The sequence below is a fragment of the Inquilinus sp. genome, assembly GCF_057815775.1.
Genome location: NZ_JBYRFX010000348.1, coordinates 13,438 through 38,052, shown reverse-complemented (window position 1 = coordinate 38,052; position 24,615 = coordinate 13,438). Strand labels below are relative to the sequence as shown.

At 65.8% G+C, this 24,615-nt stretch carries 24 protein-coding genes; 14 read left to right on the top strand and 10 right to left on the bottom strand.

Features of this window, described 5'->3' with window-relative positions; translation table 11 throughout:
• Nucleotides 1-105: 105 nt before the first annotated feature.
• Nucleotides 106-1,137 (bottom strand): C45 family autoproteolytic acyltransferase/hydrolase, encoded by a 1,032-nt coding sequence (locus AC3XYG_RS12525; protein ID WP_489140168.1) that lies wholly within the window; start codon nucleotides 1,135-1,137, stop codon nucleotides 106-108.
• Between AC3XYG_RS12525 and AC3XYG_RS12520 the strand changes: the two genes are divergently transcribed.
• Nucleotides 1,087-3,063 (top strand): ABC transporter substrate-binding protein, encoded by a 1,977-nt coding sequence (locus AC3XYG_RS12520; RefSeq protein WP_489140167.1) that lies wholly within the window; start codon nucleotides 1,087-1,089, stop codon nucleotides 3,061-3,063. The genes AC3XYG_RS12525 and AC3XYG_RS12520 overlap by 51 nt on opposite strands.
• A 328-nt stretch (nucleotides 3,064-3,391) precedes the next feature.
• On the opposite strand, the gene AC3XYG_RS12515 is transcribed toward AC3XYG_RS12520, so the two are convergent.
• From AC3XYG_RS12515 to AC3XYG_RS12495, 5 genes are all read right to left on the bottom strand, one after another.
• Entirely contained in the window at nucleotides 3,392-3,709 is a 318-nt protein-coding gene (locus AC3XYG_RS12515; protein ID WP_489140166.1) for an NIPSNAP family protein, read from the bottom strand.
• Between the two features lie 34 nt (nucleotides 3,710-3,743).
• Nucleotides 3,744-5,162, bottom strand: coding sequence for an LVIVD repeat-containing protein (locus tag AC3XYG_RS12510; protein WP_489140165.1), 1,419 nt, complete (start codon nucleotides 5,160-5,162; stop codon nucleotides 3,744-3,746).
• Entirely contained in the window at nucleotides 5,077-6,168 is a 1,092-nt protein-coding gene (locus AC3XYG_RS12505; protein ID WP_489140164.1) for a substrate-binding domain-containing protein, read from the bottom strand. Before AC3XYG_RS12505 ends, AC3XYG_RS12510 begins: the two co-directional genes overlap by 86 nt.
• A 133-nt stretch (nucleotides 6,169-6,301) precedes the next feature.
• On the bottom strand, nucleotides 6,302-7,240 hold the full coding sequence (locus AC3XYG_RS12500) for an ABC transporter permease (protein ID WP_489140163.1): 939 nt from the start codon (nucleotides 7,238-7,240) through the stop codon (nucleotides 6,302-6,304).
• 88 nt (nucleotides 7,241-7,328) lie between these two features.
• A complete protein-coding gene (locus tag AC3XYG_RS12495; RefSeq protein WP_489140162.1) occupies nucleotides 7,329-8,876 on the bottom strand; it encodes a sugar ABC transporter ATP-binding protein in 1,548 nt (515 codons plus the stop codon).
• A gap of 176 nt (nucleotides 8,877-9,052) precedes the next feature.
• Here AC3XYG_RS12495 and AC3XYG_RS12490 point away from each other — a divergent pair, with 176 nt between their 5' ends.
• The 10 genes from AC3XYG_RS12490 (at nucleotide 9,053) to AC3XYG_RS12445 (ending at nucleotide 18,580) form a co-directional block, all read left to right on the top strand.
• Nucleotides 9,053-9,805, top strand: a complete 753-nt coding sequence (locus tag AC3XYG_RS12490; protein WP_489140161.1) for a FadR/GntR family transcriptional regulator — start codon at nucleotides 9,053-9,055, stop codon at nucleotides 9,803-9,805.
• Nucleotides 9,806-9,852: 47 nt separating this feature from the next.
• Nucleotides 9,853-10,890 (top strand): NAD(P)-dependent oxidoreductase, encoded by a 1,038-nt coding sequence (locus AC3XYG_RS12485; RefSeq protein WP_489140160.1) that lies wholly within the window; start codon nucleotides 9,853-9,855, stop codon nucleotides 10,888-10,890.
• A gap of 16 nt (nucleotides 10,891-10,906) precedes the next feature.
• Nucleotides 10,907-11,701 (top strand): 2-keto-4-pentenoate hydratase, encoded by a 795-nt coding sequence (locus AC3XYG_RS12480; protein WP_489140159.1) that lies wholly within the window; start codon nucleotides 10,907-10,909, stop codon nucleotides 11,699-11,701.
• Between the two features lie 2 nt (nucleotides 11,702-11,703).
• On the top strand, nucleotides 11,704-12,633 hold the full coding sequence (locus tag AC3XYG_RS12475) for an acetaldehyde dehydrogenase (acetylating) (RefSeq protein ID WP_489140158.1): 930 nt from the start codon (nucleotides 11,704-11,706) through the stop codon (nucleotides 12,631-12,633).
• Nucleotides 12,633-13,643, top strand: coding sequence for a 4-hydroxy-2-oxovalerate aldolase (gene dmpG / locus AC3XYG_RS12470; RefSeq protein WP_489140157.1), 1,011 nt, complete (start codon nucleotides 12,633-12,635; stop codon nucleotides 13,641-13,643). Before AC3XYG_RS12475 ends, dmpG begins: the two co-directional genes overlap by 1 nt.
• Nucleotides 13,644-13,647: 4 nt before the next feature.
• Nucleotides 13,648-14,415, top strand: a complete 768-nt coding sequence (locus AC3XYG_RS12465; RefSeq protein ID WP_489140156.1) for a 2-keto-4-pentenoate hydratase — start codon at nucleotides 13,648-13,650, stop codon at nucleotides 14,413-14,415.
• Nucleotides 14,416-14,477: 62 nt separating this feature from the next.
• Nucleotides 14,478-16,190, top strand: coding sequence for a thiamine pyrophosphate-binding protein (locus AC3XYG_RS12460; RefSeq protein ID WP_489140155.1), 1,713 nt, complete (start codon nucleotides 14,478-14,480; stop codon nucleotides 16,188-16,190).
• Nucleotides 16,191-16,558: 368 nt separating this feature from the next.
• Complete coding sequence (locus tag AC3XYG_RS12455) at nucleotides 16,559-17,533, top strand: MBL fold metallo-hydrolase (protein WP_489140154.1); 975 nt, start codon at nucleotides 16,559-16,561, stop codon at nucleotides 17,531-17,533.
• A 66-nt stretch (nucleotides 17,534-17,599) separates the two neighbouring features.
• Nucleotides 17,600-18,064: a tetratricopeptide repeat protein gene (locus AC3XYG_RS12450; RefSeq protein ID WP_489140153.1), complete on the top strand. Its 465-nt coding sequence runs from the start codon at nucleotides 17,600-17,602 to the stop codon at nucleotides 18,062-18,064.
• A 66-nt stretch (nucleotides 18,065-18,130) separates the two neighbouring features.
• Nucleotides 18,131-18,580 carry a DoxX family membrane protein gene (locus AC3XYG_RS12445; protein WP_489140152.1) on the top strand — a complete coding sequence of 150 codons (450 nt, stop codon included), beginning with the start codon at nucleotides 18,131-18,133 and terminating at the stop codon, nucleotides 18,578-18,580.
• A 69-nt stretch (nucleotides 18,581-18,649) separates the two neighbouring features.
• On the opposite strand, the gene AC3XYG_RS12440 is transcribed toward AC3XYG_RS12445, so the two are convergent.
• Genes AC3XYG_RS12440 through AC3XYG_RS12430 form a run of 3 tightly spaced genes read right to left on the bottom strand, consistent with a single transcriptional unit; the run spans nucleotide 18,650 to nucleotide 20,610 of the window.
• Nucleotides 18,650-19,291, bottom strand: coding sequence for an HD domain-containing protein (locus tag AC3XYG_RS12440; protein WP_489140151.1), 642 nt, complete (start codon nucleotides 19,289-19,291; stop codon nucleotides 18,650-18,652).
• Nucleotides 19,291-19,866 (bottom strand): 4-hydroxylaminobenzoate lyase, encoded by a 576-nt coding sequence (locus AC3XYG_RS12435; protein ID WP_489140150.1) that lies wholly within the window; start codon nucleotides 19,864-19,866, stop codon nucleotides 19,291-19,293. Before AC3XYG_RS12435 ends, AC3XYG_RS12440 begins: the two co-directional genes overlap by 1 nt.
• Before the next feature lie 36 nt (nucleotides 19,867-19,902).
• Nucleotides 19,903-20,610 (bottom strand): nitroreductase, encoded by a 708-nt coding sequence (locus AC3XYG_RS12430; protein WP_489140149.1) that lies wholly within the window; start codon nucleotides 20,608-20,610, stop codon nucleotides 19,903-19,905.
• A 144-nt stretch (nucleotides 20,611-20,754) separates the two neighbouring features.
• Here AC3XYG_RS12430 and AC3XYG_RS12425 point away from each other — a divergent pair, with 144 nt between their 5' ends.
• Both AC3XYG_RS12425 and AC3XYG_RS12420 read left to right on the top strand, forming a co-directional pair.
• Nucleotides 20,755-21,723 (top strand): LysR family transcriptional regulator, encoded by a 969-nt coding sequence (locus AC3XYG_RS12425; protein WP_489140148.1) that lies wholly within the window; start codon nucleotides 20,755-20,757, stop codon nucleotides 21,721-21,723.
• A gap of 90 nt (nucleotides 21,724-21,813) precedes the next feature.
• Nucleotides 21,814-22,467, top strand: coding sequence for a hypothetical protein (locus AC3XYG_RS12420; RefSeq protein ID WP_489140147.1), 654 nt, complete (start codon nucleotides 21,814-21,816; stop codon nucleotides 22,465-22,467).
• A gap of 3 nt (nucleotides 22,468-22,470) precedes the next feature.
• On the opposite strand, the gene AC3XYG_RS12415 is transcribed toward AC3XYG_RS12420, so the two are convergent.
• Nucleotides 22,471-23,481 carry a LacI family DNA-binding transcriptional regulator gene (locus tag AC3XYG_RS12415; RefSeq protein ID WP_489140146.1) on the bottom strand — a complete coding sequence of 337 codons (1,011 nt, stop codon included), beginning with the start codon at nucleotides 23,479-23,481 and terminating at the stop codon, nucleotides 22,471-22,473.
• 170 nt (nucleotides 23,482-23,651) lie between these two features.
• Here AC3XYG_RS12415 and AC3XYG_RS12410 point away from each other — a divergent pair, with 170 nt between their 5' ends.
• The gene (locus AC3XYG_RS12410; protein ID WP_489140145.1) at nucleotides 23,652-24,596 is read left to right on the top strand and encodes a sugar ABC transporter substrate-binding protein; all 945 of its coding nucleotides are present in this window, start codon (nucleotides 23,652-23,654) and stop codon (nucleotides 24,594-24,596) included.
• The last annotated feature ends 19 nt before the right edge of the window (nucleotides 24,597-24,615 follow it).

Here is a 24,615-nt window from a genome sequence, read left to right as displayed (position 1 = left end):
ACGACCAGTCCGCCCAGTGTCCGACAGCTTGCTGCGGGCGGTCGAGGGCATTCCACGCCCGGCCGATCGCTTCTCCGGCTTTGCCGCGCGCGAGGCCGGCTCCCGTCACCCCTTCTCATCCGCCGAGAAACAGGGCGGCTTCCCGGCATGGTCATAGACACTCCAGTCCAGCGACGCCGCCCTGACGCGGAACACCGCAACGGCCAGGGTATAGGAGCTGTCTTCAGGGTCTCGCCGGTAGACCGGCGATGCAGGGTTGCTCTTGTCCCACAGCACGGACAGGGGATCGAGCCGGCTGTCGTCGCCATGCCCGGCGATGATCTCGCGGCCGCGCTGCAGCCGGGCGCGCGACGACACGCTGACCTCCTGCCGCTCCTCCGATATGCCCCGGTGAATCAGGTGGTTGGAGTGGCATTGCGTCTGCTCGATCGTCTGGACCGAGCAGGCCGAATGGGTGAATTCGACACCGATGATCCGCGGATCCCCGCGCTGCGCCAGCGTGACGTGATAGGCGCCGGCCCGGTCCGAGGTCTGGAGCAGCCGCACGGCGTCATCGAGCGTGGCGCAGTCCAGCAGGGCCCGGCCGAGCAGGATGCGCGGCAGCCCGACGCCGGGCTGCAGCGACCCGATGTGGTTGACGGTGGCGACGAGGCCTTTTGCAGTCGCGGCAAAGGCGTGGCCCGGGACCGAGCCGGGGTAGATGAAGGCGGTGAAGGCCGTGCTGCCCTCAGGGCGCACCTGCGCCAGGGCGCAATGGCCGCGATGCTCCGGATCGCCATCCTCATTGTGCGCGACCACCGGCTCGGCACCGGGGATCTGCACGGTCGTGCAGCCTTCCGGCGGCATGTCCCAGACATCGCCGCGGAAGTGCCACAGCACCACGTCGTCGAACGGCAGACCGAGCCCGTCGGCCAGGCCCCGCATCTCCTGCCAGTAGGTCGGGAACCGGGCCTCGACCATCCGGCGCATGACCGCGACCCGCGGATCGTCGCGGAAGGCCATCACCCGGGGCCAGTACTCGCCGGGAACGATCCGGCGATGGGCGAAATCGGCACCGAACCGGCCGAGCTGGACCCCGATATCGTAATGCGTGCCGCTGATCTCGATGCAGGGGAGGCGATCCCGGTCGGTGACCATGCTGGGCTCCTTCAGGCTGGGATTTTCCGGCTGTCCATGGGCGGGACAGGGCGCGCGGCCACCTTTGCCGCCTTTGCTTTTCTCGCCGGCGAGGCTAGCGATTGCGCTTCTGAAAAGAAACAAATTTTTTTCTTGATAGAAAATAGATGCATTTGTATCTTTGCCCGATCATCCGACCCGGAAAAGCCGGGCGAGGCCCGCCGGACCGATCTGCGGGCGCAGAACACGAACACAAATCTCAAGCAGCACAGGGAGAGCGGTTCCGTGGCGTCTGACAAAGATCATCCCTACATCCCGAGGCTCCGTTCACAGCTCGCGGACCGCACCATCGACCGCCGCGAATTCCTGCGGACGGCGACCCTGCTGGGGGTCTCGGCCACGGCCGCGATGGCGATGGCGGGGCGGAGCCGCCCGGCCCAAGCCCAGGAAACGTCCACCCAGGAGACGCCGAAGGCCGGCGGCTCGATCCGCATCGAAAACAAGAACTCGTCTGCCGATCCGGCTGTTATGACCAGCATCGACAGTTCCAACGCCACGCGCCAGACCCTCGAATATTTGACCGAGACGGGGGCAGACAACATCACCCGGCCGTATCTGCTGGAGTCCTGGAAACCGAGCGACGATCTGCGCAGCTGGACCCTGAACCTGCGCAAGGGGGTGAAGTGGCAGGACGGCCGGGATTTCACGGCCGACGATGTCACATGGAACATTGGCCGCCTTCTGAAGGACGAAACCGGCTCGTCGGTCCTCGGCCTGATGAAGGATTACATGCTCGACGAGACCAAGGCGGCGGATGGCACCGTGTCGCACGCCTTGTGGGACGCCAATGCCATCGAGAAGGTCGACGACCACACCATCCGGCTGAACCTGAAGGCGGCGCAGATCGCCGTGCCCGAGCATCTGTTCCACTATTCCTTCGCCATGGTCGACCCCACGGGATCACCCAATTTCAGGGCGGGCATCAACGGCACGGGCCCGTTCCGCGTCGTCGACACCAATCCCGGCAGCAGCGCTGTCTATGAGGCGAACCAGAGCTATTGGGGACAGCGCCCCTATGTCGACCGGCTGGAATTCGTCGATTACGGCGACGAACGCGCGGCGGTGCCGGCGGCGCTGCTCTCGGGCCAGATCCAGGGCATGCTGACCGCCGAGCCGCACCAAATGCCGCTGCTGCGGAACCAGCCGAACCTGCAGCTCTACGAGGTGCCGACAGGGGATGGCCCGTGCCTCCGGTTCCGGGTCGACCAGAAGCCGTTCGACGATCCCAAGGTTCGCCTCGCCCTGAAGCTTGCCGTCGACAATGCGGCGATCGTGAAGCTGGTGCTCGGCGACATGGGCACCGCCGGTGAAGACCATATGGTGGCGCCGGTCCATCCTGAATATTTCGCGCTGCCGCCCTTCACGCCGGATATCGCGCGCGCCAAGCAGTTGCTGGCCGATGCCGGTTACCCCGATGGCCTGCAATTCACCGTCGCGGTGACCAAGACCCCGGCCTATCACCTGCTGATCGTGCAAGGCATCGTCGAGATGTGGAAGCAGATCGGCGTCAATGCCGCCATCGACATCATGCCGACATCTGCCTACTACGCGGCGTGGACACAGATCCCGGTCGGCCTGACGTCATGGGCGCACCGGCCGCTCGGCATCATGAATATCGGCCTGGCCTTCCGGTCGGGCGCGCCCTGGAATGAATCCGGCTACAGCAATCCGGACTTCGACAGGCTGCTGGCCCAGGCGGAATCCGTCGCCGACCCCGTGGAACGCCGAAAGCTGATGGAGCCGATCGAACGGATCCTGCAGCAGGACGGCCCCATCATCCAGGCCACATGGCGAAAGCAGGCAACCTTCTACGCCAAGACTGTCGGCGGCTTCTCGATGCATCCCAGCCAGTACATCTTCGCGAAGAATCTCTGGCTCAAAGCTTAGAGGTGCTCCGCCGTGCTTAAGCCGCCATCCCGGTTGCGAGTTCTGCCAAGCTGTATGTCCACCCGGCAAATCCGATCTGATGCGCGCCTTTGGCAGACATCATCAACATGCGCCTGGCCTCGGAGCAGACATTCGCCGATCGGCACGATAACGGACCGGAGGGCGGGCGCCCCACGGTCCGATCGTGGTCTTTGGGCCGTTGCCGAAGGTGCCGTCCACGGAGGCGACACCGATGAAGGTCGAACCGATTGCGCGAGTCATGCGGCAGTGAGTTCACATCGAACGTCGCATAGACCCGCACCGTCGTCCTGACATCGCCGCGGAAAGACTACCTGCGCAGGAACGGAGCCGGGATCATCAGGCGGTTTTCCTGGGCAACGAGGTTCCCGGCCTCCGCGCTGCGCGCGAGGTATGAGGTCCATTCCGGGTCCGCCTGCAAGGCCGCACGGATCTGGGCACGGTGGGCCGCATCCTGGTAGGCCCACAGATGGACGTAGCTGTTGAGCGGTCCGGTCTCCGTGACCAGAAAGGCAAGCGGGTCGCCGGCGTGGCGCCGCTGAACATCAAATCCGAACTCGCCGTACAGGGCGAGCTGCTTCTGCAGCCCGCCCGGCCGGGTCGTGTAGGTTCTGTGGTCGATCAGCATTCGAGGGCCTCCTCTGGGGCTTGCGATACCGGGGTCAACCGCCGAACTCGATGACATAGAGTCCCGCGTTGAAATCGGTGGCGTAGATCAAGCCGTTCGCGTCGACGAACACATCGGCGGAATGCAGGACGTTGGGCCGATCGGGCCGTGGGTCGACCAGCTTTGCCGGCGGCGGCGGGACCAGCGCGCCGACCTCGACCGGCCGGAACTGGTCCCGGATGTCGAACACCCGGATGCCGGCGTTCTGATAGGTCGCAAAGATCAGCTCTTCGCTGACGAAGCTGCCCGGGCGGTTTTCATGGACGTTGTGCGGACCGAAATGGCCGCCCACCTTGAGATAGTTGGTGTCGTTCGGCTCTGGCAGCGTCGCGATGCTGATCGGGTTCGACTTGATTCGGTTGTCGAAGATCCAGATCGGCTTGTCGCCATCGGACTTGTTGTCGAGAACGGCTTCGTCAACGACCACCAGCAATTCCCGGTTCGGCAACGGCAGTGCGTTGTGCGTCCCGCCGCCCAGCGGCGGGGCCCAGCTCTTGTGCGTGATCAGTTTGGGATTCGCCCGGTCGGCGACATCGACCACGACCAGGCAGGCGTCCCGCCAGCTGCAATAGGCGATGTCGCCATGAACGATCGGGTGATGCAGCCCGTACCGGCCGAATTCAGAGGGCCAGTTGGGCTTTTCGCCCGCCTTGGCGTTCATGCCCGGCAGCCAGTATCGCCCGGCCTCGACCGGGTGCTTCGGGTCCGCCATGTCGATGGTGATGAGAATGTAGTCCGTAAACCCGTCGAGCAGGGCCGACGCGTAGGCCCAGCGGCCGCCCGTGTACCAGACGCGATGCAGGCCGCCGCCCTGCACCGGCATGAAGCCGATCTGCCGGGGGCTCTCCGGCTTGGTGATGTCGTACACGGCCAGGCCGGCAGACCAGGTTTGCTGTTCGGCGTGATCCTCCGCGTGAAAATCCGCCTTGCCCTTGTAGTAGTTCTTCTCATCGGCCAGTTCGGGCTGCGCGAACATGTCCTTGGCATGGACCACGAGCAGCAGGTCATCCGCGGTCTGCAGATGCAGGCTCCAGGTGTTGAACGGCGTCGGGATGTAGGCGACCGCCTTCGGCTTGGAAGGATCGCGCACATCCAGGACGCTGAAGCCCTGGGAAAAGATGTGGCCGATATAGGCAAAGCCTCTGTGCACCATGATCTGCACGCCATCGGGACGACCACCCTGGTCGCTATGGCCGATGATGCGCATGTTGCGGGCATGGGACGGCGTTGGCAGTTCGCTCATACTCTTGATCCAGCTGGTTTCGTGGTGGCGCCCGGACCGACCGGCCCCGGGCGGATGAGTTCGCGGATAAACCGAGAAGCGCCGGCTACTTGCCCCAGATCTTCCTGTAGGCCTCGCGATAGCCGTTGCTGGGATCGAACAGTCCCTTGTCCCCGCCGTCGGTCCCGACATTGTCCGCGGTAAACAGATGGACGGGGTAGAAGAAGCCGCTCGGCGCCTCGCCGGCGAAAGCGCGGTTCAGTTCATCGATCAGCTGCCAGCCATGGAGGTGCAGCGGCTCGGCGACCGTCGCGATCTGATAGTCCTTGTTCCGGATCCGATTGAACGCGGCTTCCGATCCGTCGCCGGCGGAGATGTTGCGCGGATACCCGTCGCCCCCGATCCCAGCGGCTTGCAGCGATGGCGGCATGAAGTCGAAATACAGGTCGTTGATGCCGATGGAGTACGTCCACTTGGCACCGTTCTTGGTCAGCAGCGACGTCGTCAATTGCGGCATGCGGCTGGATACATCCCCGAGCGGCGTATCCTCGACGCTCAACACGGTGCAACCTTCGCAGCCTTTGAGCGCCGCGAGCTCGGCATCCGTCTTGGCCGTCGCGATCTTGTAGATGCTGTCGGTGAACAGGATGACATTCGCTTTGCCGTCCGAATCGGCGACGGCATAGAGGGCGGCGGCCTTCGCGACCTCGGTGGGGTCGGTGGTGATGTTCGTGATGATCGGCGTCCCATCGATCTTGCCGGGGGCCGGGCCGGAATGCCACGCGATGATCTTGATGCCGGCCTTGGCCGCCTGGTCGATCAGCGGGGCCTGTTCGGCCGCGTCGACCGAGCCGAGAATGATGCCATTCGGCTGAAGGGCGATGGCCTGGGTCAGGGCCGTGGCCCGGCCGGACACCGAGCCCTGGCCGTCGACGACCCGCAGGTCCCAGCCGATCACCCCTGCAGCCTCGGCCGCGCCGTCCGACACGCCCAGAACCCCGCCATTGCGCTGGTCGGTCGACACGAACACGACAAGCTTCTTGGCGGTGGCCTTCGGCCCGGTCGTCGGGCCGGACCAGGTGGTGTCGGATTTCGTGATCTGAGCGATGTAGTCTTTCGCCATCTTCAGATAGGCATCGCCATCGGCCCATGACGGGGTCGACAGGCCCACCCCCAACAAAACCGTCGCGGCCACCATGGAAATACAGCGTATCTTCGACATGAATTCATCCTCCCACGATGTTATGGCTGGCCCACATCCAGGATGTGTCCGGCCCAATATTCTTCTTCCGTTTGAAAGCAACCTCGCATGACCGAGCGCTGATTGTGGATTAGCGGATCACTCTCGACCGGCGCCGCTGCGCGTAGCCGGCGATGCCGATGGCGATGATGAGGGTGGCGCCATTGAAGAGCGGTTCGATGTAGAACGCCCCGCCGAACTGCTGGATGCCCGAGATGCCCACGGCGAGGATCAGCACGCCGAAGATCGTGCCGAGCACATTGACGCGGCCCGGCCGGATCGTCGTCGACCCGAGAAAGGCGCCGACCAGGGCCGGCAGCAGGTATTCGAGGCCGACACTGGCCTGGCCGATCCGAAGCTTGGACGCCAGGACCACGCCGGCGAAGGCCGTGAGCATGCCGGAGGCGACGAAGACGCCGACGACGTAGAACCGGACCGAGATGCCGTTCAGCGCGGCCGCCTTCGGATTGGCGCCGATGGCATAGAGATAGCGGCCGATCGGCAGCCTTTCGGTGATGACCCACAGGGCCAGGGCAAGCCCGGCGACGTAGAAGCTGGTGATCGGGATGCCGCCGATCCACAGGCCGTTCAGGTCGAGGAACGAGGGCGGCAGCGTGCCCATGACCTGCCGGCCGCCGGTGTGCCACAGGGCCAGCGCATAGAGGATCGTGCCGGTGCCGAGGCTGGCGATGAAGCTGTCGATCCGTGCGATCTCGACCAGAAGCCCGTTGATCAGGCCCACCAGCCCGCCCGCCGCCACGACGATAAGGGATGCGACCACCCAGTTCAGCCCGAACTGCGTCTGCAGGCTGATGGCCAGGATGTGCCACAGGACGATGCCGTACCCCACGGTCAGGTCGATGCGCCCGGCCATCATCGGCAGCATGGCGGCCAGCGACAGCAAGGCGATGATGGCCTTGTCGCTCAGGACCGACCGCGCGTTCAGCGCCGTCGGAAAGGTGTCCGGGAGCAGGATGGAAAAAGCGGCAATCAGGACGAATGTCAGGATCGGCAGCCCATAGACCGGCAAAAGTCGGACAGCCTGCTCCCGCTTCGACAGTGTCCTCAGCTCCGCCCGTGTCGGCTCTAAGGCGTTGGATTGTAACGATTGCATGTCATTACCCGTGCAACGAGGGGGTTGGGGATGAGGCCGGTACGATGCGGGCCGACGCGGCGGCCAGAAGGGCATTGACCGAAAGCTGATCGCCTTCGAGTTCGGCAACGATGGTGCCGCGATCGAAGACAAGCGCCCGGTGGCAGACGTTCGCGACCTCCTCGAAATCGGTCGACAGGACGATGATGCAGCCGCCGAGCGACGTGACTTCATTGAACAGCCGGTAGATTTCGGCTTTTGCGCCGACATCCACGCCGGCGGTGGGGTCTTCGAAGAGATAGACTTTGCCCCGCAGGTGCAGCCAGCGCCCGACGACCACCTTTTGCTGGTTCCCGCCCGACAGTGCCTCGATCGGCGTCGATGGCTCGTTGGGGCGCAGGTGCAACCGCGCACCGAGGCTGATGGCCGCTGCGGATTCCGCCGCCGGCGCCAGGTAGGTCCATGGCGCCAGCCCGGAAGCCCCCGGATTCAGGTAGAGATTTTCGCGGACCGACAGGGTGGGCACGATCGAGCCGGCCGCCCGATCGCCCCAGACCAGGTGAAGGCCCGCAGCGATGGCCTCCCTGGGATTGCGGACATTCACCGGTTCGCCGTCCAGCCGGATCCGGCCGGCGGTCAGGGGCTCGAGGCCGAACAGGCAGCGGCCGACCAGTTCCTGCCCCGCACCGCGCAACCCAACCAGTCCGACAACTTCACCACTGTGAAACTGCGCATCGACCGGGCCAACGTCGCCGATACGCATCCCCTCGAGCGACAGCCGGGCAGCCCCACGCACATCCGGCGCGCGCTTGAAGATGTCGGCAGGCGCATGACCGACAATCATCACGATGGCCTCCGCGGGCGAGACCTCGGCGACAGCCTTGTCCCCGACGACGACGCCGTCGCGCAGCACGACCATGCGATCGGCAATCTCGAACACCTCATCGAGACGGTGCGAGACGTAGATCATGGCCACGCCACGCTCCTTGAGCTTCCGGAGGCTGCCGAACAGGCGCGCGACTTCATTCGCCGGCAGGCTGGCCGTCGGCTCGTCGAGCACGACGAGTTCCGCGTTGGCGACCAGGGCGCGGCTGATGGCGACGATCGACTTCTCGGTGCGGTCGAGGCTCTGGATCCGCGCGTCCGGGTCGATGTCCGCCCCCATCTCCCGCAAGGCGCGCGCCGCCTGTTCACGGGCCTTGGCCCAATCCACCAGGCCATGGCGCCTGGGGTAGCCCAGGCCCAGGCAGATGTTCTCCGCCACCGTCATCCAGTCGATCAGCCCCAGATCCTGGTGAATGAAGGCGATCGATCGATGGCGCGATGCGTCATCGAGAGTCTCTCCGCCGAAGGTGATGGTGCCGGAATCCGCTGCATGGATCCCGCCGAGCACTTTGATCAGGGTCGACTTCCCGGCGCCATTCTCGCCGAGAAGCGCGACGATCTCGCCGCGGTCGACATGCATCGAAACCCGGTTCAAGGCCTGGGTTCCGCCAAAGCTTTTGGAAACGTCCTGGATTCGCAACAGGCCATGCGCAGCGCGCTCGGCAGGCGGATCGAACTCGGTTTGCATCGCGATGCGACCTCCCGCTTCCGCCGGGTTGATACCGACGGTTGTGCGGACAAGTTGCGTTCAAGTGGTAATGCTGTCAATCTAATTTCGGCGTTTTTAATTGCTTCTCGTCCAAAAATCGCTAATCTGCAAAAATAAGTAAGGCAACCTTGACAGCATCGGCCAAGGAGATCCAGATGGCGCCCATTCGACCGACAACCCGCCTGGGCGACCAGTTGTACGAGGCTCTCCTCACGATGATCGATCGACAGGAACTTGCGGAAGGGACGCGACTGCCCGCGGAGAACGAACTGGCTCTCAGCTATGGCGTGTCCCGCCCCATCGTCCGCGAGACGCTGTCGCGCCTGCGGGATGAGGGGCTGATCGTGTCCCGGCGCGGCTCCGGCAGCTATGTGCAGCGTGTCGAGAAGCCTGCTGACGGGCCGGCGCCGTCCGGCTTCGGCCAGATCGACAGCTTCGACCAGATCGAGAAATGCTACCAGTTCCGCAAGGCGATCGAGGGCGAGGCCTGTTTTCTCGCCGCCACCAAGCGGACGCCGGCCCAGCTGGAGGAAATCCGCCAGGCGCTGTCGCTGCTCGACCATGCGGTGGAGACGCGGAGCATCGGCAGCGACGCCGATTTTCGATTCCATATCAGCCTGGCCAAGGCGTCCGGAAACGACTGGTTCGTCTCCGCGCTCCTGTCCATGCGCGGCCAGATCGAGACGGCCATCGATATCGCGCGCAGCCTGTCGCTCAGCCGCTCGGCGGAGCATCTCAGGACCGTGCAGGAAGAGCATGTCGCGATCTTCACGGCCGTCGAAGACGGTGACGGCACCCGCGCGCCCCAGGCGATGCGGAGTCATCTGACAAACACATGCCAGCGGATCTTTCGGGGGCCGCAGACAGGCCCGGCGGAGAGCGAGGCCGACATCGACGCGCCCGGCTAGCCGATTTCCGGCTGGCACCCACGGACAAATCCATCAAGGAGCACGACATGGCCGGTCCAGGGACGGCGCCGCCCAGCATTTTTGCGTTCGAACGCTACGACCCGACAGATGCCTCCATCCGCTGGCTCACCGAGCAGGGGCTGGATGTCGTTCTCGGCCATCCACTTTGGGAGATGCCGTTCCAGCGGTATTCGGAGGATGAGCTGATCCGGAAGGCGCAAGGATCGATCGCGCTGATGGGGGCGAGCGGCACGCGCATCACCCGACGTGTGATCGAGGCGCTGCCGGATCTTCGCTTCATCTCCAAATACGGCATCGGTGTCGACAGCATCGATCTCGACGCCGCCACCGACCACGGCATCCTGGTCAGCAGCACGCCCAACGAGTTCCAGATCTTCACGGTCAGCGAACACACGGTCGCGCTGATGCTGGGGCTGGCGAAGCAGCTGGGCACATGGACGCCGGAGTTCATGCAGGGCGGCGGCTGGCGCGGGCTGACGCATGGCGCGACGCTGCGCGGGGCGACCATCGGCATCATCGGGCTCGGCCGCATCGGTCGTGGCGTGGCCCAGCGCCTGTCCGGCTGGGAGGCGCGCATCCTCGCCTACGACCCCTATCTGGCGGAGCCGCCGCCGGGCGTCGAACTGGTGGACCTGCCCACACTGATCCAGGGCTCGGACTTCATCACGCTGCACGCCACGCCCACCCCGGAAAATCATCACCTCCTGAATGCCGCCGCCTTCGCGCGGATGAAGCGCACGGCCTTCGTCATCAACACCGGCCGCGGCTCGCTGATCGACTATGCCGCCCTGCGCGATGCCATCGACCAGGGACAGATCGCCGGCGCGGCGCTCGATGTCTTCGACCAGGAACCGCCCAGGACGGATGATCCGCTGTTCAGGCGCAAGAACGTCATCTGCACGCCGCATGTGGCGGCGTGGACGACGGAAGGAACCCAGGCGATCGGCTGGCACGCCGCCAGAAACCTGTGGGCGATGATCAGCGGTGAGGGTCACGCCGACATCGTCAATCCGGACGCCCGGAACAATCGCCGGGCGAACAGCGAACAGCGAACCGCCAGCTGATCCCAGGAGACAATCGATGGATGGTGCGTCCTCTGCCGTCGAGGCGGCTGCGGCACGGCTTTATGCTGCGACGGTGTCGGGCATCCCTTGCGATCCCGTCAGGGATCTCATTGGGGACGCGGATGTCGCCGCGGCCTACCACGTGCAGGAGATCAACAGCCGGCGCGGCGAAGCCGCGGGGCGGCGCCTGGTCGGCCGGAAGATCGGGCTGACGGCGGCGAGCGTCCGCCGCCAGCTGGGTGTCGACCAGCCGGATTACGGCATGCTGTTCGCGGACATGGCGCTGGCCGATGGCGATAGCGTCGAACCGGGACGCGTTCTGCAGCCGAAGGTCGAGGCCGAGGTGGCCTTCGTCCTGGGCCGGCCGCTCGATGACGAACAGGTCACCATGACCGACATGCTGTCGGCGGTGGACTATGCCCTCCCCACCATCGAGATCGTCGGCAGCCGCATCGCCGCATGGAACATCCGCCTCGCCGATACCATCGCGGACAACGCCTCTTCGGGGCTGTTCGTGCTCGGGTCGAGCCCGCGCAGCATCAGGGAGATCGATCTCGCCTTGTGCGGCGCCGTCATCGAGCGGAGGGGCGAGCCGGTCTCGACCGGTGCCGGCGCCGCCTGCATGGGAAATCCGCTCAAGGCGGCGCTGTGGCTCGCCCGCACGATGGTGCGGAACGGCCGGCCGCTGCGGGCCGGCGACATCATTCTCTCCGGGGCGCTCGGCCCCATGGTCCAGGCCAATGCCGGCGACCGCTTCGAGGCCCGCATCAACGGGCTCGGCAGCGTCAGCATCGATTTTCAGGGGATTTGATCATGACGTCGATGCCATGTGCCGTGATCGGGTCGGGCAACATCGGGACCGACCTGCTGATCAAGGGGCTGCGCCACGGCCGCGCCCTCGAAATGGTCGCTCTCGTCGGGGTGGATCCGGCCAGCGAAGGGCTGGCACGCGCGGCCCGGCTGGGCATCGCCACGACGGCCAAGGGGCTGGAGGGGCTGCGGTCGATGCCGGGCTACGCCGATATCGGCATCATCTTCGATGCCACCTCGGCCGCCGCGCATGCAAGCCACGCCCCCATCCTCGCGGCCGACGGCAAGCGGGCGATCGACCTGACGCCCGCTGCCGTGGGGCCCTATGTCGTCCCGGCGGTCAATGTGGACACGCATCTCGGCGCCAGGAACATCAACATGGTGACCTGCGGCGGCCAGGCGACGATCCCGATCATCGCCGCGATCGCGAACGCCGTTCCCGTGGCCTATGCGGAGATCGTGGCGTCGATCGCTTCGAAATCCGCAGGGCCCGGCACGCGCGCCAATATCGACGAATTCACCGAAACCACCGCCCGCGCGATCGAGGCCGTCGGCGGGGCCCGGCGCGGCAAGGCGATCATCATCCTGAACCCTGCAGAACCGCCGATGATCATGCGCGACACGATCACGTGCCTTGCCCTTGGGGATGATGCCGAAGCCATCCGCAGCGAAATCGAAAACCGGGTCGCGAGGGTCCAGGAATACGTCCCGGGCTACCGCCTCAAACAGGCGGTCCAGTTCGAGCGCGTGACCGGAATCGTCATCCCGGGGACATCAGAGCCGGTTGACGGGTTGAAGGTCACCGTCCTGCTCGAGGTCGAAGGGGCCGGGCATTACCTGCCGAGCTATGCCGGCAACCTCGACATCATGACCTCGGCAGCGCTGGCGGCGGGAGAGCGGATGGTCGAAGCCATCCTGCGGGAGGCGGCCTGATGGCAAAGCTCTATATCCAGGACGTCACCCTGCGTGACGGCATGCACGCGATCCGCCACCGGTTCTCGACCGGCGATGTCAGGCGCATCGCCGCCGCCCTCGACCAGGCCGGCGTCGACGCCATCGAGATCGCACATGGCGACGGGCTGTCCGGATCCTCGTTCACATACGGGTTCGGCCGGCACAGCGATCTCGACTGGATCGAGGCGGCGGCATCGGCCGTCGACCGGGCGCGCATCACCACGCTGCTCATCCCCGGGATCGGCACGATCCACGATCTCAAGGCCGCGGCTGCGGCCGGGGTCCGATCCGTCCGCATCGCGACCCACTGCACCGAGGCCGATGTCGCCGCCCAGCATATCGCGGCGGCCCGCGAGCTGGGGCTCGACGTCTCGGGCTTCCTGATGATGGCCCATCTCAACACGCCGGAGGGGCTGGCCGGGCAGGCCCGGCTGATGGAGAGCTACGGCGCCCACTGCGTCTATGTCACCGACAGCGCCGGCGCGCTGACGGTGGCGGGTGCGGCCGCCCGGGTCGCCGCGCTGCGCGATGCGCTGGCACCGGCCACCGAGGTCGGCATTCATGCGCACCACAACCTGTCCCTCGGCGTCGCCATTTCCGTGGCGGCGGTCGAGCTTGGCACAATGCGCGTCGACGCCTCGCTCGCCGGCATGGGCGCCGGGGCGGGCAACACGCCGCTCGAAGTGTTCATCGCCGTGGCGGACCGCATGGGGTTCGACCATGGCTGCAGCCTCGATGTCCTGATGGACGCCGCCGACGATCTGGTCCGCCCGCTGCAGGACCGGCCGGTGCGGGTCGACCGCGAGACGCTCTCGATCGGATATGCCGGCGTCTATTCCTCGTTCCTGCGCCACGCCGAGGCGGCGGCCACCCGCTACGGCATCGACGTCAGGTCGATCCTGGTCGAACTCGGCAGGCGAAAGATGATCGGCGGCCAGGAAGACATGATCGTCGATGTCGCCCTCGATCTGGCCCGCGCCAAAGGATAGTGCCATGAACAAGATCGCCGCCTTTGCGGAACTGGTCGACGATGCCGCCCGCACGGCAACCGCGATACCGCAGCTGACAGACGCGGACCCCGACCTTTCGATCGACGATGCCTATCGGATCCAGGCGCTTTCGGTCGAACGGCGGCTGGCCCGGCACGAGCGGCGGGTCGGCATCAAGATGGGCCTGACCAGCCGCGCCAAGATGCTCCAGGTCGGGGTGTCCGACATGATCCTGGGCCGCCTCACCGATTCGATGCTGCTGGAAGAAGGTGGCGTGGTCGAACGCGGGTCCTACATCCATCCGCGGGCGGAACCCGAGATCGCCTTCGTGCTGCGCAAGCGCCTGGAGGGCAAGGTCAGCCTGTTCGAGGCGCTCGATGCCGTCGATGGCATCGCCCCGGCGATCGAACTCATCGACAGCCGGTTCCGGGACTTCAAGTTCCGGCTGGCCGATGTGGTCGCGGACAACGCGTCATCGGCAGGCTTCCTGCTGGGCGGATGGCACCCGCGCTCGCTGGACATCGGCAACCTGGGCATGATCATCGAGAGCAATGGCGAGCCGGTCGAGATCGGTTCGTCGGCCGCGATTCTCGGGTCGCCCCTCCGCTCGCTGGTCGCGGCGGCGCGGCTCGCCGCGCAGGTCGGCACCGCGCTCGAGGCCGGGGACATCGTGCTCGCCGGCGCGGCGACCGCGGCCATACCGCTCACGCCCGGCGCCCACATCCGGGGCGTGTTCGAACACCTGGGGACAATCTCGTTCACCGTGCAGTGAGACAACCGGGCTGACCAAGGCCAGCCGATCCGCGCGCGGGACAATAGCCAGCAGAGGAACCCATGCAGAATTTCCTGGCCGCTTCTGAAGCGCCGCTCCGGGATGGCGGCACGATTCTGGTCGACGCCCTGAAGATCCATGGCGTGGACACGGTGTTCTCCCTGCCAGGCGAGAGCTTCCTGCCCGTGCTCAACGCATTGTACGATCGGCAAGACGACATTCGCCTGGTCACGACGCGCCACGAGGCCGGCGCGGCGAACATGGCCGAGGCCTACGGCAAGCTGACCGGCCGGCCAGGCATCTGCTTCGTGACCCGCGGCCCGGGGGCCACCCAGGCGAGCATCGGCGTCCACAACGCGATGCAGGACTCGACGCCGATGATCCTGTTCATCGGGCAGATCAACAGCGGCATGGCCGGGCGCGAAGCCTGGCAGGAAATCGATTACCGGCAGATGTTCGGAACGGTCGCCAAGCTCGTGATCGAGATCGACCGGCCCGACCGCATCCCCGAAATCATCAGCCGGGCGTTCCACACGGCCGTGTCCGGCCGGCCGGGGCCGGTCGTGATTTCGCTGCCGGAGGATGTCCTCAATGCCTCGGTGTCGGTCGCCGACGCCCCCCGCTACACCCGCACCGCCGGGGCCCCGAGGCCGGGGGACCTCGACCGGTTGTTCGAACTGCTCGACCAGGCCGAGCGCCCGCTCGTGATCGTCGGCGGATCGGGGTGGACCGAGACGGCGCGGGACGATCTGCGGCGGTTCGTCGAGGCGTTCGATCTGCCGATCGCGGCAGCGTTCCGCCGCCAGGACATCTTCGACAATGAACATGCCAACTATGTCGGCCACATCGGCATCGGATTGGATCCGGCGCTGCAGAGATATGTCCGGGATGCGGATCTCGTTGTGGCTGTCGGCACACGCCTCGGCGAGCCGACGACCGGCGGCTATACCCTGTTCGACATCCCCGAGCCGCGCACGACCCTGGTGCATGTCCATGCCGATCCATCGGAACTCGGCCGCGTGTACAAGGCGCAGTTGATGATCAATGCCGGAATGCCGGAATTCGCCGCGGCGGTCGCCCATGCAAGGCGCGTCACGAAGCCGAAATCGATGGCCTGGCGGGAAGCGGGCCGATCCCACTACGTCAAGTACAGCACCCCGGTGGCGACAGCGAACGATCTGGATCTCGGATCCGTGATGATGCATCTGCGGGACGTGCTGCCTGCCGACGCCATCATCACGAACGGGGCCGGCAACTACACGGTCTGGGTGCACCGGTTCCATCGCTATCGCACCGGGGCGACCGAGCTCGCGCCGACCAGCGGCGCGATGGGCTACGGCGTGCCCGCGGCGGTTTCGGCGAAGCTGCTGCATCCCGACCGGGAGGTCCTCTGCTTCGCAGGCGATGGCTGCTTCCTGATGAGTGGCCAGGAGATGGCGACGGCGAGCCAGTACAACCTGGGCATCGTCTTCCTGGTCATCAACAATGGCATGTTCGGCACCATCCGCATGCACCAGGAGCGCGAATATCCGGCGCGCGTGTATGGGACCGACCTGGAGAATCCGGATTTCGTGGCGCTGGCGCGCGCCTATGGCGGGTATGGCGAATTGGTGACCACGACCGGTGACTTCGCCACGGCCTTCGCCCGGGCCCGGGCCTTCGCGACGGCGCAGCGGCGTCCCGCCCTGCTGGAGCTTCGCGTCGATGCCGAGGCGATCACCCCCAGCACGACATTGTCCCGATTGAGAGAACAGGCCCTGGCCGCTCAGGGATAGGGCAATCCGCGCCGGACAATTCCGAGTGAATGCTGTTGGAAGGCATGGATGAAAGGAGTGCAGGCGGCGTCACAGATGCCGCCTCATCACTCTCGCCGGCACTCCCGATCGTGGCTGAATCCCGCCCTTGCAGCCAGGGTCCGGCTTGGCCCGCTGAGATCGGGCCGGATTATCCATCGGCCAGGATGGCGGGCTCGACGTCGCGGCTCGACGGTGACGCGCACCTGTCCCGGGACGTCGATGCCGATCGCCTTTTTTCCGAACGCGGGAATAAAGCGGCGTGTCCCCTGATCTCGTCAACAGCCGAGCCATCGCTTGAGGCCGGCATCACGGATCACAGAGCGCCACCCGCTCACCGGAGAAGACAGATGTTCAACATGACTCGCCGGGGTGTCCTGGCAAGCGGAGCCCTTGCGGCCGCCTGGGGATTGACGAAGCCGCTGTCGTTTGTGGGCGAAGCCCGCGCGGACACCCCGCTGGAGCCGACCGTGGGCTTCTACAAATACAAGGTCGGCTCGATCGAAGTGACGGCGGTCTATGACGGGATCTGGCGCAAGCCGCACGACCCGGCCTTCATCAAGGACGTCTCCGTCGACGAGACCAAGGCCGCACTCGCCAAGGCGGGGCTGACGACCGAGTTCATGCCGATCCCGCTCACCGTGATCGTGCTGAAGATGGGCGACAACCACATCATGATCGATGCCGGATCCGGCGTCGGGCAGTGGCAGACCAACGCAACCCATCTGCCCGCCAACATGAAGGCCGCCGGCATCGACCGCAGCCAGATCAAGACGATCCTGATCTCGCATTTCCATCCGGACCATGTCTGGGGCCTGATGGAGAAGGGCACCAACAACGCCGTGTTCCCGAATGCCGAGCTGGTGACCAACAGCGTCGAGTACAAGTTCTGGACCGACCCCGGCCAGGTCGAGAAGCTGCCGGAGGGCCGGCGCGCGGCCGGCAAGCGCATTTCGGACGTCTTCCCGACCTGGAAGAACTGGAACCTGGTCGAGAGCGGCACCGAGGTGGCGCCGGGCATCCAGATCCTCGACGCCTATGGCCACACGCCCGGCCATTCGGTCTTCCTGGTGACCTCGGGCAAGGACCAGCTGATGGTCTCGAACGACACGATGTATGTGCCGGCGCTGCTCGCCCCGCACCCGGACTGGCAGGGCTCCTACGACCAGGACGGCCCCCTGGCGATCACCACCCGGCGGCGGATCATCGACCGTGCCATCGCGGACAAGATGGCGATCTGCGGGGCGCACTTCCCCTTCCCCGGGGCCGGCGCCTTCGCCAAGGACGGCAACGCCTACACCTTCTCGCCCGTCATCCAGTCCTGACCCTTTCCCGGTCCCGGACTTCCCCAGCCCTGATTTTCCCAACCCTGTTTTTCAAGGAAAAACACCGTGCGAAAGCATACGTACCTGATCACCTTCGCGGTGTTCAGCGCCCTCACCCTGGCCCCCGCCCTCATGTCCACCCCGGCATTTGCCGTCGACGACGACACCTCGACTGGCACTGTCGATCTCACCTCCGTGCGCGCCAAGATCGAGGCCAAGAACTACAAGGCCGCACTGGACGAACTGCGGGGCCTTGCCGAGGACAACCAGGAGGCGGATGTCTACAATCTGCTGGGCTTCACGCTGCGCAAGACCGGCGATTACGACACCTCCCTCACCTACTACAACAAGGCGCTGGCCCTGCAGCCCGACTACAAGCCTGCCCGGGAATATCTGGGCGAGCTGTATGTCGAGACCGGCCATATGGACAAGGCGCAGGAACAGCTCGCCGCCCTGGCCAAGCTGTGCCCGAGCGGCTGCGAGGAACGCGAGGATCTGGAGAAGGCGATCGCCGGCAAGGCAACGGATTGAATGCCGGCTGGTTGGGTGGGCGGCGCCCACCCAACCCTTTTTCCCACGATTTTCTGCGAGGAACCGATGTTCCGGTCTATCGAGATGATCCGCGCCCGGTGCGAAGACAGCCTGCTGCTGTTTGGCCGGCTGCTGCTGTCGCTGATCTTCATCCATGAGGCGATCACACTCTCGACCGGGTTCGCGGCCGCGGCCGCGGCCATGAGCAAGGCCGGTGTGCCGGCCTACGCGCTGGCGCTGACCATTGCGCTGCAACTCGGGGCCGGACTTCTGCTGGCCCTGGGATGGCATGCGCGGTTGGGCGCACTGGCCCTTGCTCTCTTCTGCTTCATGACCGCTTTCCTGTTCCATTCCGATTTCACGACACGGAACGAGCTGCTGCACTTCGAGAAGGACCTCGCCATTGCAGGCGGGATGCTGGTCCTTGCCGTCACCGGTGCGGGAGCATGGTCCCTGGAACGGCTGTGGGGCGGAAGAATGCTCCCGGCCGCGCGTCCGGCCCATGAGGATCGATAAAATCGAGAGTCACCGACATTGGCGTCGGGCCGCTCGGAATGCCGGAAAATGTCCGCTCCGGGGAAAGCCCTACGCCTGATCCCACCGTGAATGGAGGATGATGCTGCAGAGATCCGTGCGGCGGAAATTCGGGTCCTTGAATGCGAGAATATCGTCGTTGAAAGTGCCGAACGTGCTGTGCGGGCGGTGCTTCATGCCGTCATAGAACGCGTCGATGATCCCATTCTTGAAACCGCCCCCCCGCGGGTAGGCGGAGACGATGGCTTGGCGCTGATCTTCGCTGAAGTCATCGTAGCCGCGGCCGGCCACGTCCATTCCGGCGCCGGCCTGCACCAGAAACACTTCGGGATGCATGTGTTCGGGAATGCCTGGGGTCGTGTGCAGCGCAACGGCGATCCAGACCTTCTCGACATCCGCTTTCGGGATGGCGCGGGCCTGCAGGAAATCGCGGGCGGCGTTGGCGCCATCGACTTCGAAGCGAAGCTGGCTGTCGTGATAGCCGGCCGTAAGGCCGATATCGTGGAACATGGCGGCCACGTACAGCAATTCAGGGTCGAATTTCAGATTTTTCTGCGTCCCCGTGAGAGAGCCCCACAAGAAGACCCGACTGGAGTGGAAGAACAGCAGGTCATCCTGGGTATCGCGAATGAACTGCGTGACGTCCCGCGCCAGTCTGCTATCGGGAATCTTCGTTCCAAAAGCGTCGGCCATCACTGTCGTTCCCCTGCAAGTCCTTGTTCAGTCAGCGGCGCCTCGATGTCGTAGGAGATGCGCCCTGACGGCAGGAAGAAGAAGGCGATCAGGGCACCACCCCGGGCCTCGGGATAATGATGGCTGCCGGGGGCAGGCGCCGTCCATCCGGCATGACGCCATCCCAGCGGCCCCATCAATTCCGCGGTCGGGTCCAAGGGCACGACCAGATTGAACTCGCCATAGGGGTGCAGGTGATAGTCGCCCCGGAAAACGTCGGCCGGGTCGGGTCTCTGGTCGGCGGGAAGACGGCCCTGCCGGCTGTCCATGGTGACGGTCGTCAGGCTGAAATAATGCGTTCGCGCGCAGGGCTCGAGCAGACGGCTGCGCCGGTAGTGCCGGCCGCCGATTTCGACGTCCGCCGCCCATCCGTCCTCGACGCCGCGGCGCACACGGCGGGCGAGGTCCTCGTAGACGGCACTGCCGGGGCCGTGCCTGTCGTTCAGCCAGCGCTCCATGTCGGCGCCTGGCGTCTTGTCCTTGATGTCATCGATGAACGCGATCGCTGCATCGATCAGCAGGTCACGGTCCGTCATGAGAGATCCTCCAGGAAAGGCTTCGAGACCGGTCTCTCAGAAGCCATGAAACGAAGCGATGTCCTCGACAGCCGCCTTCGGCATCGGCGGACGTCGCTGCGACCATTCGGGGTCGGCAAACCCCATGGACATGCCGCAGGCGACCATCTCCTCGGCCGCAAGCGGCAGGTGACGGCGGATCACGGCATGGTAGCGGGCGAAGAACTCCTGCGGGCAGGTGTCCAGACTGCGCGCGCCGGCCGCCAGCATCACGTTCTGGATGAACATGCCGAGATCGAGCCAGCTTCCCCTCTCCAGTCGCCGGTCGATCGCGAAGATCAGGCCGACCGGAGTATCGAAGAACCGGGCGTTGCGCGCGGTCTGGGCGGCGCGTGCCGGCCGATCGCCAGCATCGATGCCGAGCGATCCGTAGAAGACGGCACCGAACTGGCGCCGGCGGGACGCATACGGCTCCGGCAGGTTTTCCGCGAGGTAGGTGTATTCGGCGGCGTGGGCGCCGGCCTCGGTCTCATGCGCAACGCCGGTCGCTTCGGCCAGGGATGTCTTGGCATCGCCCGTCACCAGATGCACGCGCCAGGGCTGCACATTCGCCCCCGTCCCGGCATGACGCGCGACGTCGATGATCTGCCTGACCGTCGTAAGATCCACCGGGCGATCCAGGTAGAACCGGTTGGCAAATCGACCGCGCATGATTTGGTCGACGATGGATACCGTCTCCGAAGCCCCTCCTGCGCCGCTGCTCATCACTGGCATCCGTTCAATCCTTCGATACATGGAAGGTCGTCCGCTCGGCGTGTTTCAGGAAGTGCATTGTTGACAAAGTAAAAATGCATAACATGCATTTTGCTCCGGCTAGGCGATCTCCCCGGCCATGCACCCTCTGGGCCCATGAAAAACCTGGATCTCAACCTTCTGGTCGTTTTCGACGCGGTGATGCGGGAACGGAATGTGCTGCGCGCCGGGCAGGCGATCGGGCTCAGCGCCTCGGCGGTCAGCCACGCCCTGTCCCGCCTGCGGGCCGTGTTGAACGACGAGCTTTTCGTCCGCACGGCCGCGGGGATGGTGCCGACAGCGCGGGCGACCGACATGGCGCCGCTGGTGCGGGACGCGCTGGTGTCTGCCGAGCGGGCGATCGGTCCGGCGGCCTTCGACCCTGAAACATCGACTCGCCAATTCTGCATCGCCGCCACGGATTATATGACCGCCGTGCTGGTCCCCCATTTCCTGCGGATTCTGACGGCACAGGCACCGCATGCGGGGGTGACGATCCTGCCCGCCACGCGGATCGACCTCACCGCCCAGATCGATGTGGGACGGGTCGACGTGGCGCTCGGCTCCTTCTTCGACATCCCCCATCGCCTTCGCGCCCAGTTGCTGTTCGATGAGCGGGACGTGGTGGTGATCGCACCGGATCACCCACTGGCCGGCCGTCCTGTCACTGTCGAGCAGCTTTCCGCCCTCCCCCTCTTCGTGGTTGCAGCAGGCGGCATCGAGGATGGGCAGATCTCCGAGCGCGGCCTGACACGGCGCATGGAAATGTTCGATCGGGTGACGCTTGAGCGAGAGTTCGCGACGATCGGGGCGAAGCCGAAGCTGAAGGTCATCCAGCCCCATTTCCTGGCGCTGCCCACCCTGCTGGCCGGGACCACCGCCGCCGCCATCGCACCGGCGCGGCTGGCGGATGTTTTTCTGAGATCGGGGTCCGTGGCGGTCTCGGAATTGCCATGGGCGGCGCCGGCGACGCCGGTTCAGATGGTGTGGCACAATCACCTTGGGCATGACCCGGCCCATCGATGGCTGCGCGCACAGCTCGAAGATGCGGCGCGGCCGGACTTGCCCCGGATTTCGGGTTTATGACCACCATGATCGCCAGCAAATAGGCCGCGTGACAGGACGGTCCGGTGGCGATAGACAGGCCGACTGGGATGGTCGGCCGGGATGCGCGGGATGGGGAATGGTCCAGATGCGATCGGCCGGCGGATGCTAGCCTGGCTGTGCCTGCTGACATGGTTTTGGGCGGCGATCCCGCCGGCCATGGCCCATCACAGCAGCGTCGGCAGCACGGCCGGAATCCCGATCCCGAGCCTGGTCCATGGCCAGATGGCCGTGATGGCCGAGAACCAGTCGGCGATCCTCGATCTGGCAGACCGGCAGCCCTTCCAGGACGAGACCTTCCTTCGGCTGCGCAACTTCATCGCCATCCAGTCCTTCCGCTGCCTGTGGGGTCTGGCCCCCGGCAGCGTCGATGACGAGGCGAGCCCGTTCAACGAGTGCAGCCACGCCTATCTGTCGGCGACCCGGGCGCTTCTGCTCTATATGCCGGGCATGCGGGGCGACCAGGCCCGCGTCCGGGCGCTGATCGACCAGATCGAACTGCAGATGGCGGTCAACAATGCCGCCCTCGTCCTGTGCCGGTACAGCGACGAGCCGTTCAACACTGCGGATGTGATCAGCCCACGCTGGAGTGCCATCCTGCAGCATCGGCCGAGCCTGCTGGCGGCCTTCGGCGTCAGCGTGCTGTCGCTGGGCGCCGCAGGCGCCGGGCTGCGTCTGGTGCGGCGGCCCAGCGGGATTAACCGAACGCCCGGTCAATCCCGCTAATTTCTACAGGCTGATGGGGCCGCAGCTGTCGCCCAGGACCAGCGCGGGCTGGAACACGACGTTGCGCGGCGGCAGCTCCATGCCCCGGTCGATCCGGTCGACCAGCAGCCGTAGCGCCTCGTTGGTCATGTCGCCGACCGGGTGTTCCGTCCGGGTCAGCCGTGGCCGCAGGCCGCCGATCCCCGGGATCGTGTCGGTCGATGCGATCGAGGTGTCGTCGGGGCAGCGCAGGCCGAGATCGACCATCGCCCGCATCGCGCCGAGGGCCATGACGCCGTTGGCGACATACAGCGCGGAGGGCCGGTCCGGCAATTGCAACAGCTCCCGGGCCACGGAATAGGCCACATCCTCGCGGAATTCGCCGCTGCGGACATGCTCCGGCTGTGGGGCGGCGCTGCGCGCCTGCATCGCCTGCAGCATGCCCTCGAGACGGCCGCGGCCGGTGGTCAGGTGCAGCGGCCCGGTGATCGTGCCGATGCGGCGATGGCCGAGGTCGAGCAGGTAGTTCGTCACCTGCTTGGCCGCCGAGATGTTGTCGAGGGTGACGGTGTCGGACCGGTCCTCGTCGACGGTGCGGCCGAACAGAACCATGGGCATCGAATTGCCCTCGAAATCCCGCCGCAGATAGTGCGAGGGCAGCCCGACCGGCACCAGCACGACCCCGTCGCAGGACAGCATCCGGATCCGGGACAGGGCGCGGCGCTCCGCATCCGGCTTTTCATCGCTGTTGAACACGACGAGCGAGTAGCCCCAGGCGGCCACCGCCGCCTCCGCCGCGCAGACGATGCGGGCGAAGAACGGGTTCGCCAGATCCGCGACCACCAGCGCGATCAGCTGGCTGCGGCCGCGCTTCAGATTGCGGGCCACCGCCGACGGCGCATAGTGCAGCTCGCTGATGGCGGCCAGCACGCGGGTCCGCAACGACGGGCTGACATAGGCCGTCTCGTTGACCACGGCGGAGACGGTGGCGGTCGAGACCCCCGCCAGCCGTGCGACATCTTTTATGGTTGCCACCGAACACTCAGCTAATCGTTTCGCCAACTTTCGCTGATCGATATAGCCTTGTCCAGCGGACATATATCGAATTTTAGGCTTGCATGAGCGAACAGGATTGCCGAATTTAGCGAAACGGTTAGATGGCGTTCGCTGGTTCGTGCGCGACGCACCGCGATGGGAGGAAGACCATGAGAACCCCGCTGCTCGGCATGTTCGCCGCGATCCTGGCCCTGCCGGCCGGCGCGGCCGTGGCGCAGGACAAGCCTTTGCTCGGCATCGTCTCGATCGCCGCGACCGAGGCCAACAATGTCCGCTACATCGCTGGCGCCACCGCCGCGGCGAAGGAGCTAGGCTGGGAGGTGTCGGTGATCGACGCCGCCGGCAACGCCGACCAAGCCAATGCCGCGATCCAGAACTTCGTGCAGCGCGGCGCCGGCGCGGTCGTCGACATGGTGTTCCCCTATTCCTCGATCGGCGCCGGCCTGGCCGCGGCCAAGGATGCGGGCGTGCCTGTCGTGACCTGGGGCGGCGGGCTGGGCAGCAGCGTGGCCGCCACCAACGGCTCCGGCGCCCCGCTGGCGCAGCCGGTCATCGACAAGCTGGTCGCGGATCTCGGCGGCAAGGGCAGCGTCCTGGCCCTGACCTACCGCACCGGCGAGGTCTGCCGGAACCGGGAGTCGCTGTTCGACGAGATCGCGGCCAAGAGCCCCGGCATCACCGTCACCAAGAATGAAGTGCGGATCCCCGGCTATTTCCAGGACGGCGCGGAATACGCCAATGCCTGGCTGGCCTCGCACCCGCAGGGCGACGAGGCCCTGGCGGTCTGGGGCTGCTGGGACGACCCGGCGATCGGCGCCATCGGGTCGCTGCGGCAGCAGGGCCGCGACGACGTCAAGGTGTACGGCGTCAACGGCAACGCCCAGGCCATCGAGAACATCCGCAGTGGCCACATGGACGCGACGGGATGGGAGGACAGCTACACCGAGGGCTTCCAGATGGTGAAGCTGCTGGTCGACATCAAAGCCGCCGGCGCCGGCTGGATGCCGAAGGCGGTCGAGGTCCCGGCCGTCCTCGTCACCAAGGACACGGTCGAGCAGTTCGTGAAGGATCATCCCGAGGCGCTGGGCAAGTGAGCTGTAGGCGCAGGATATC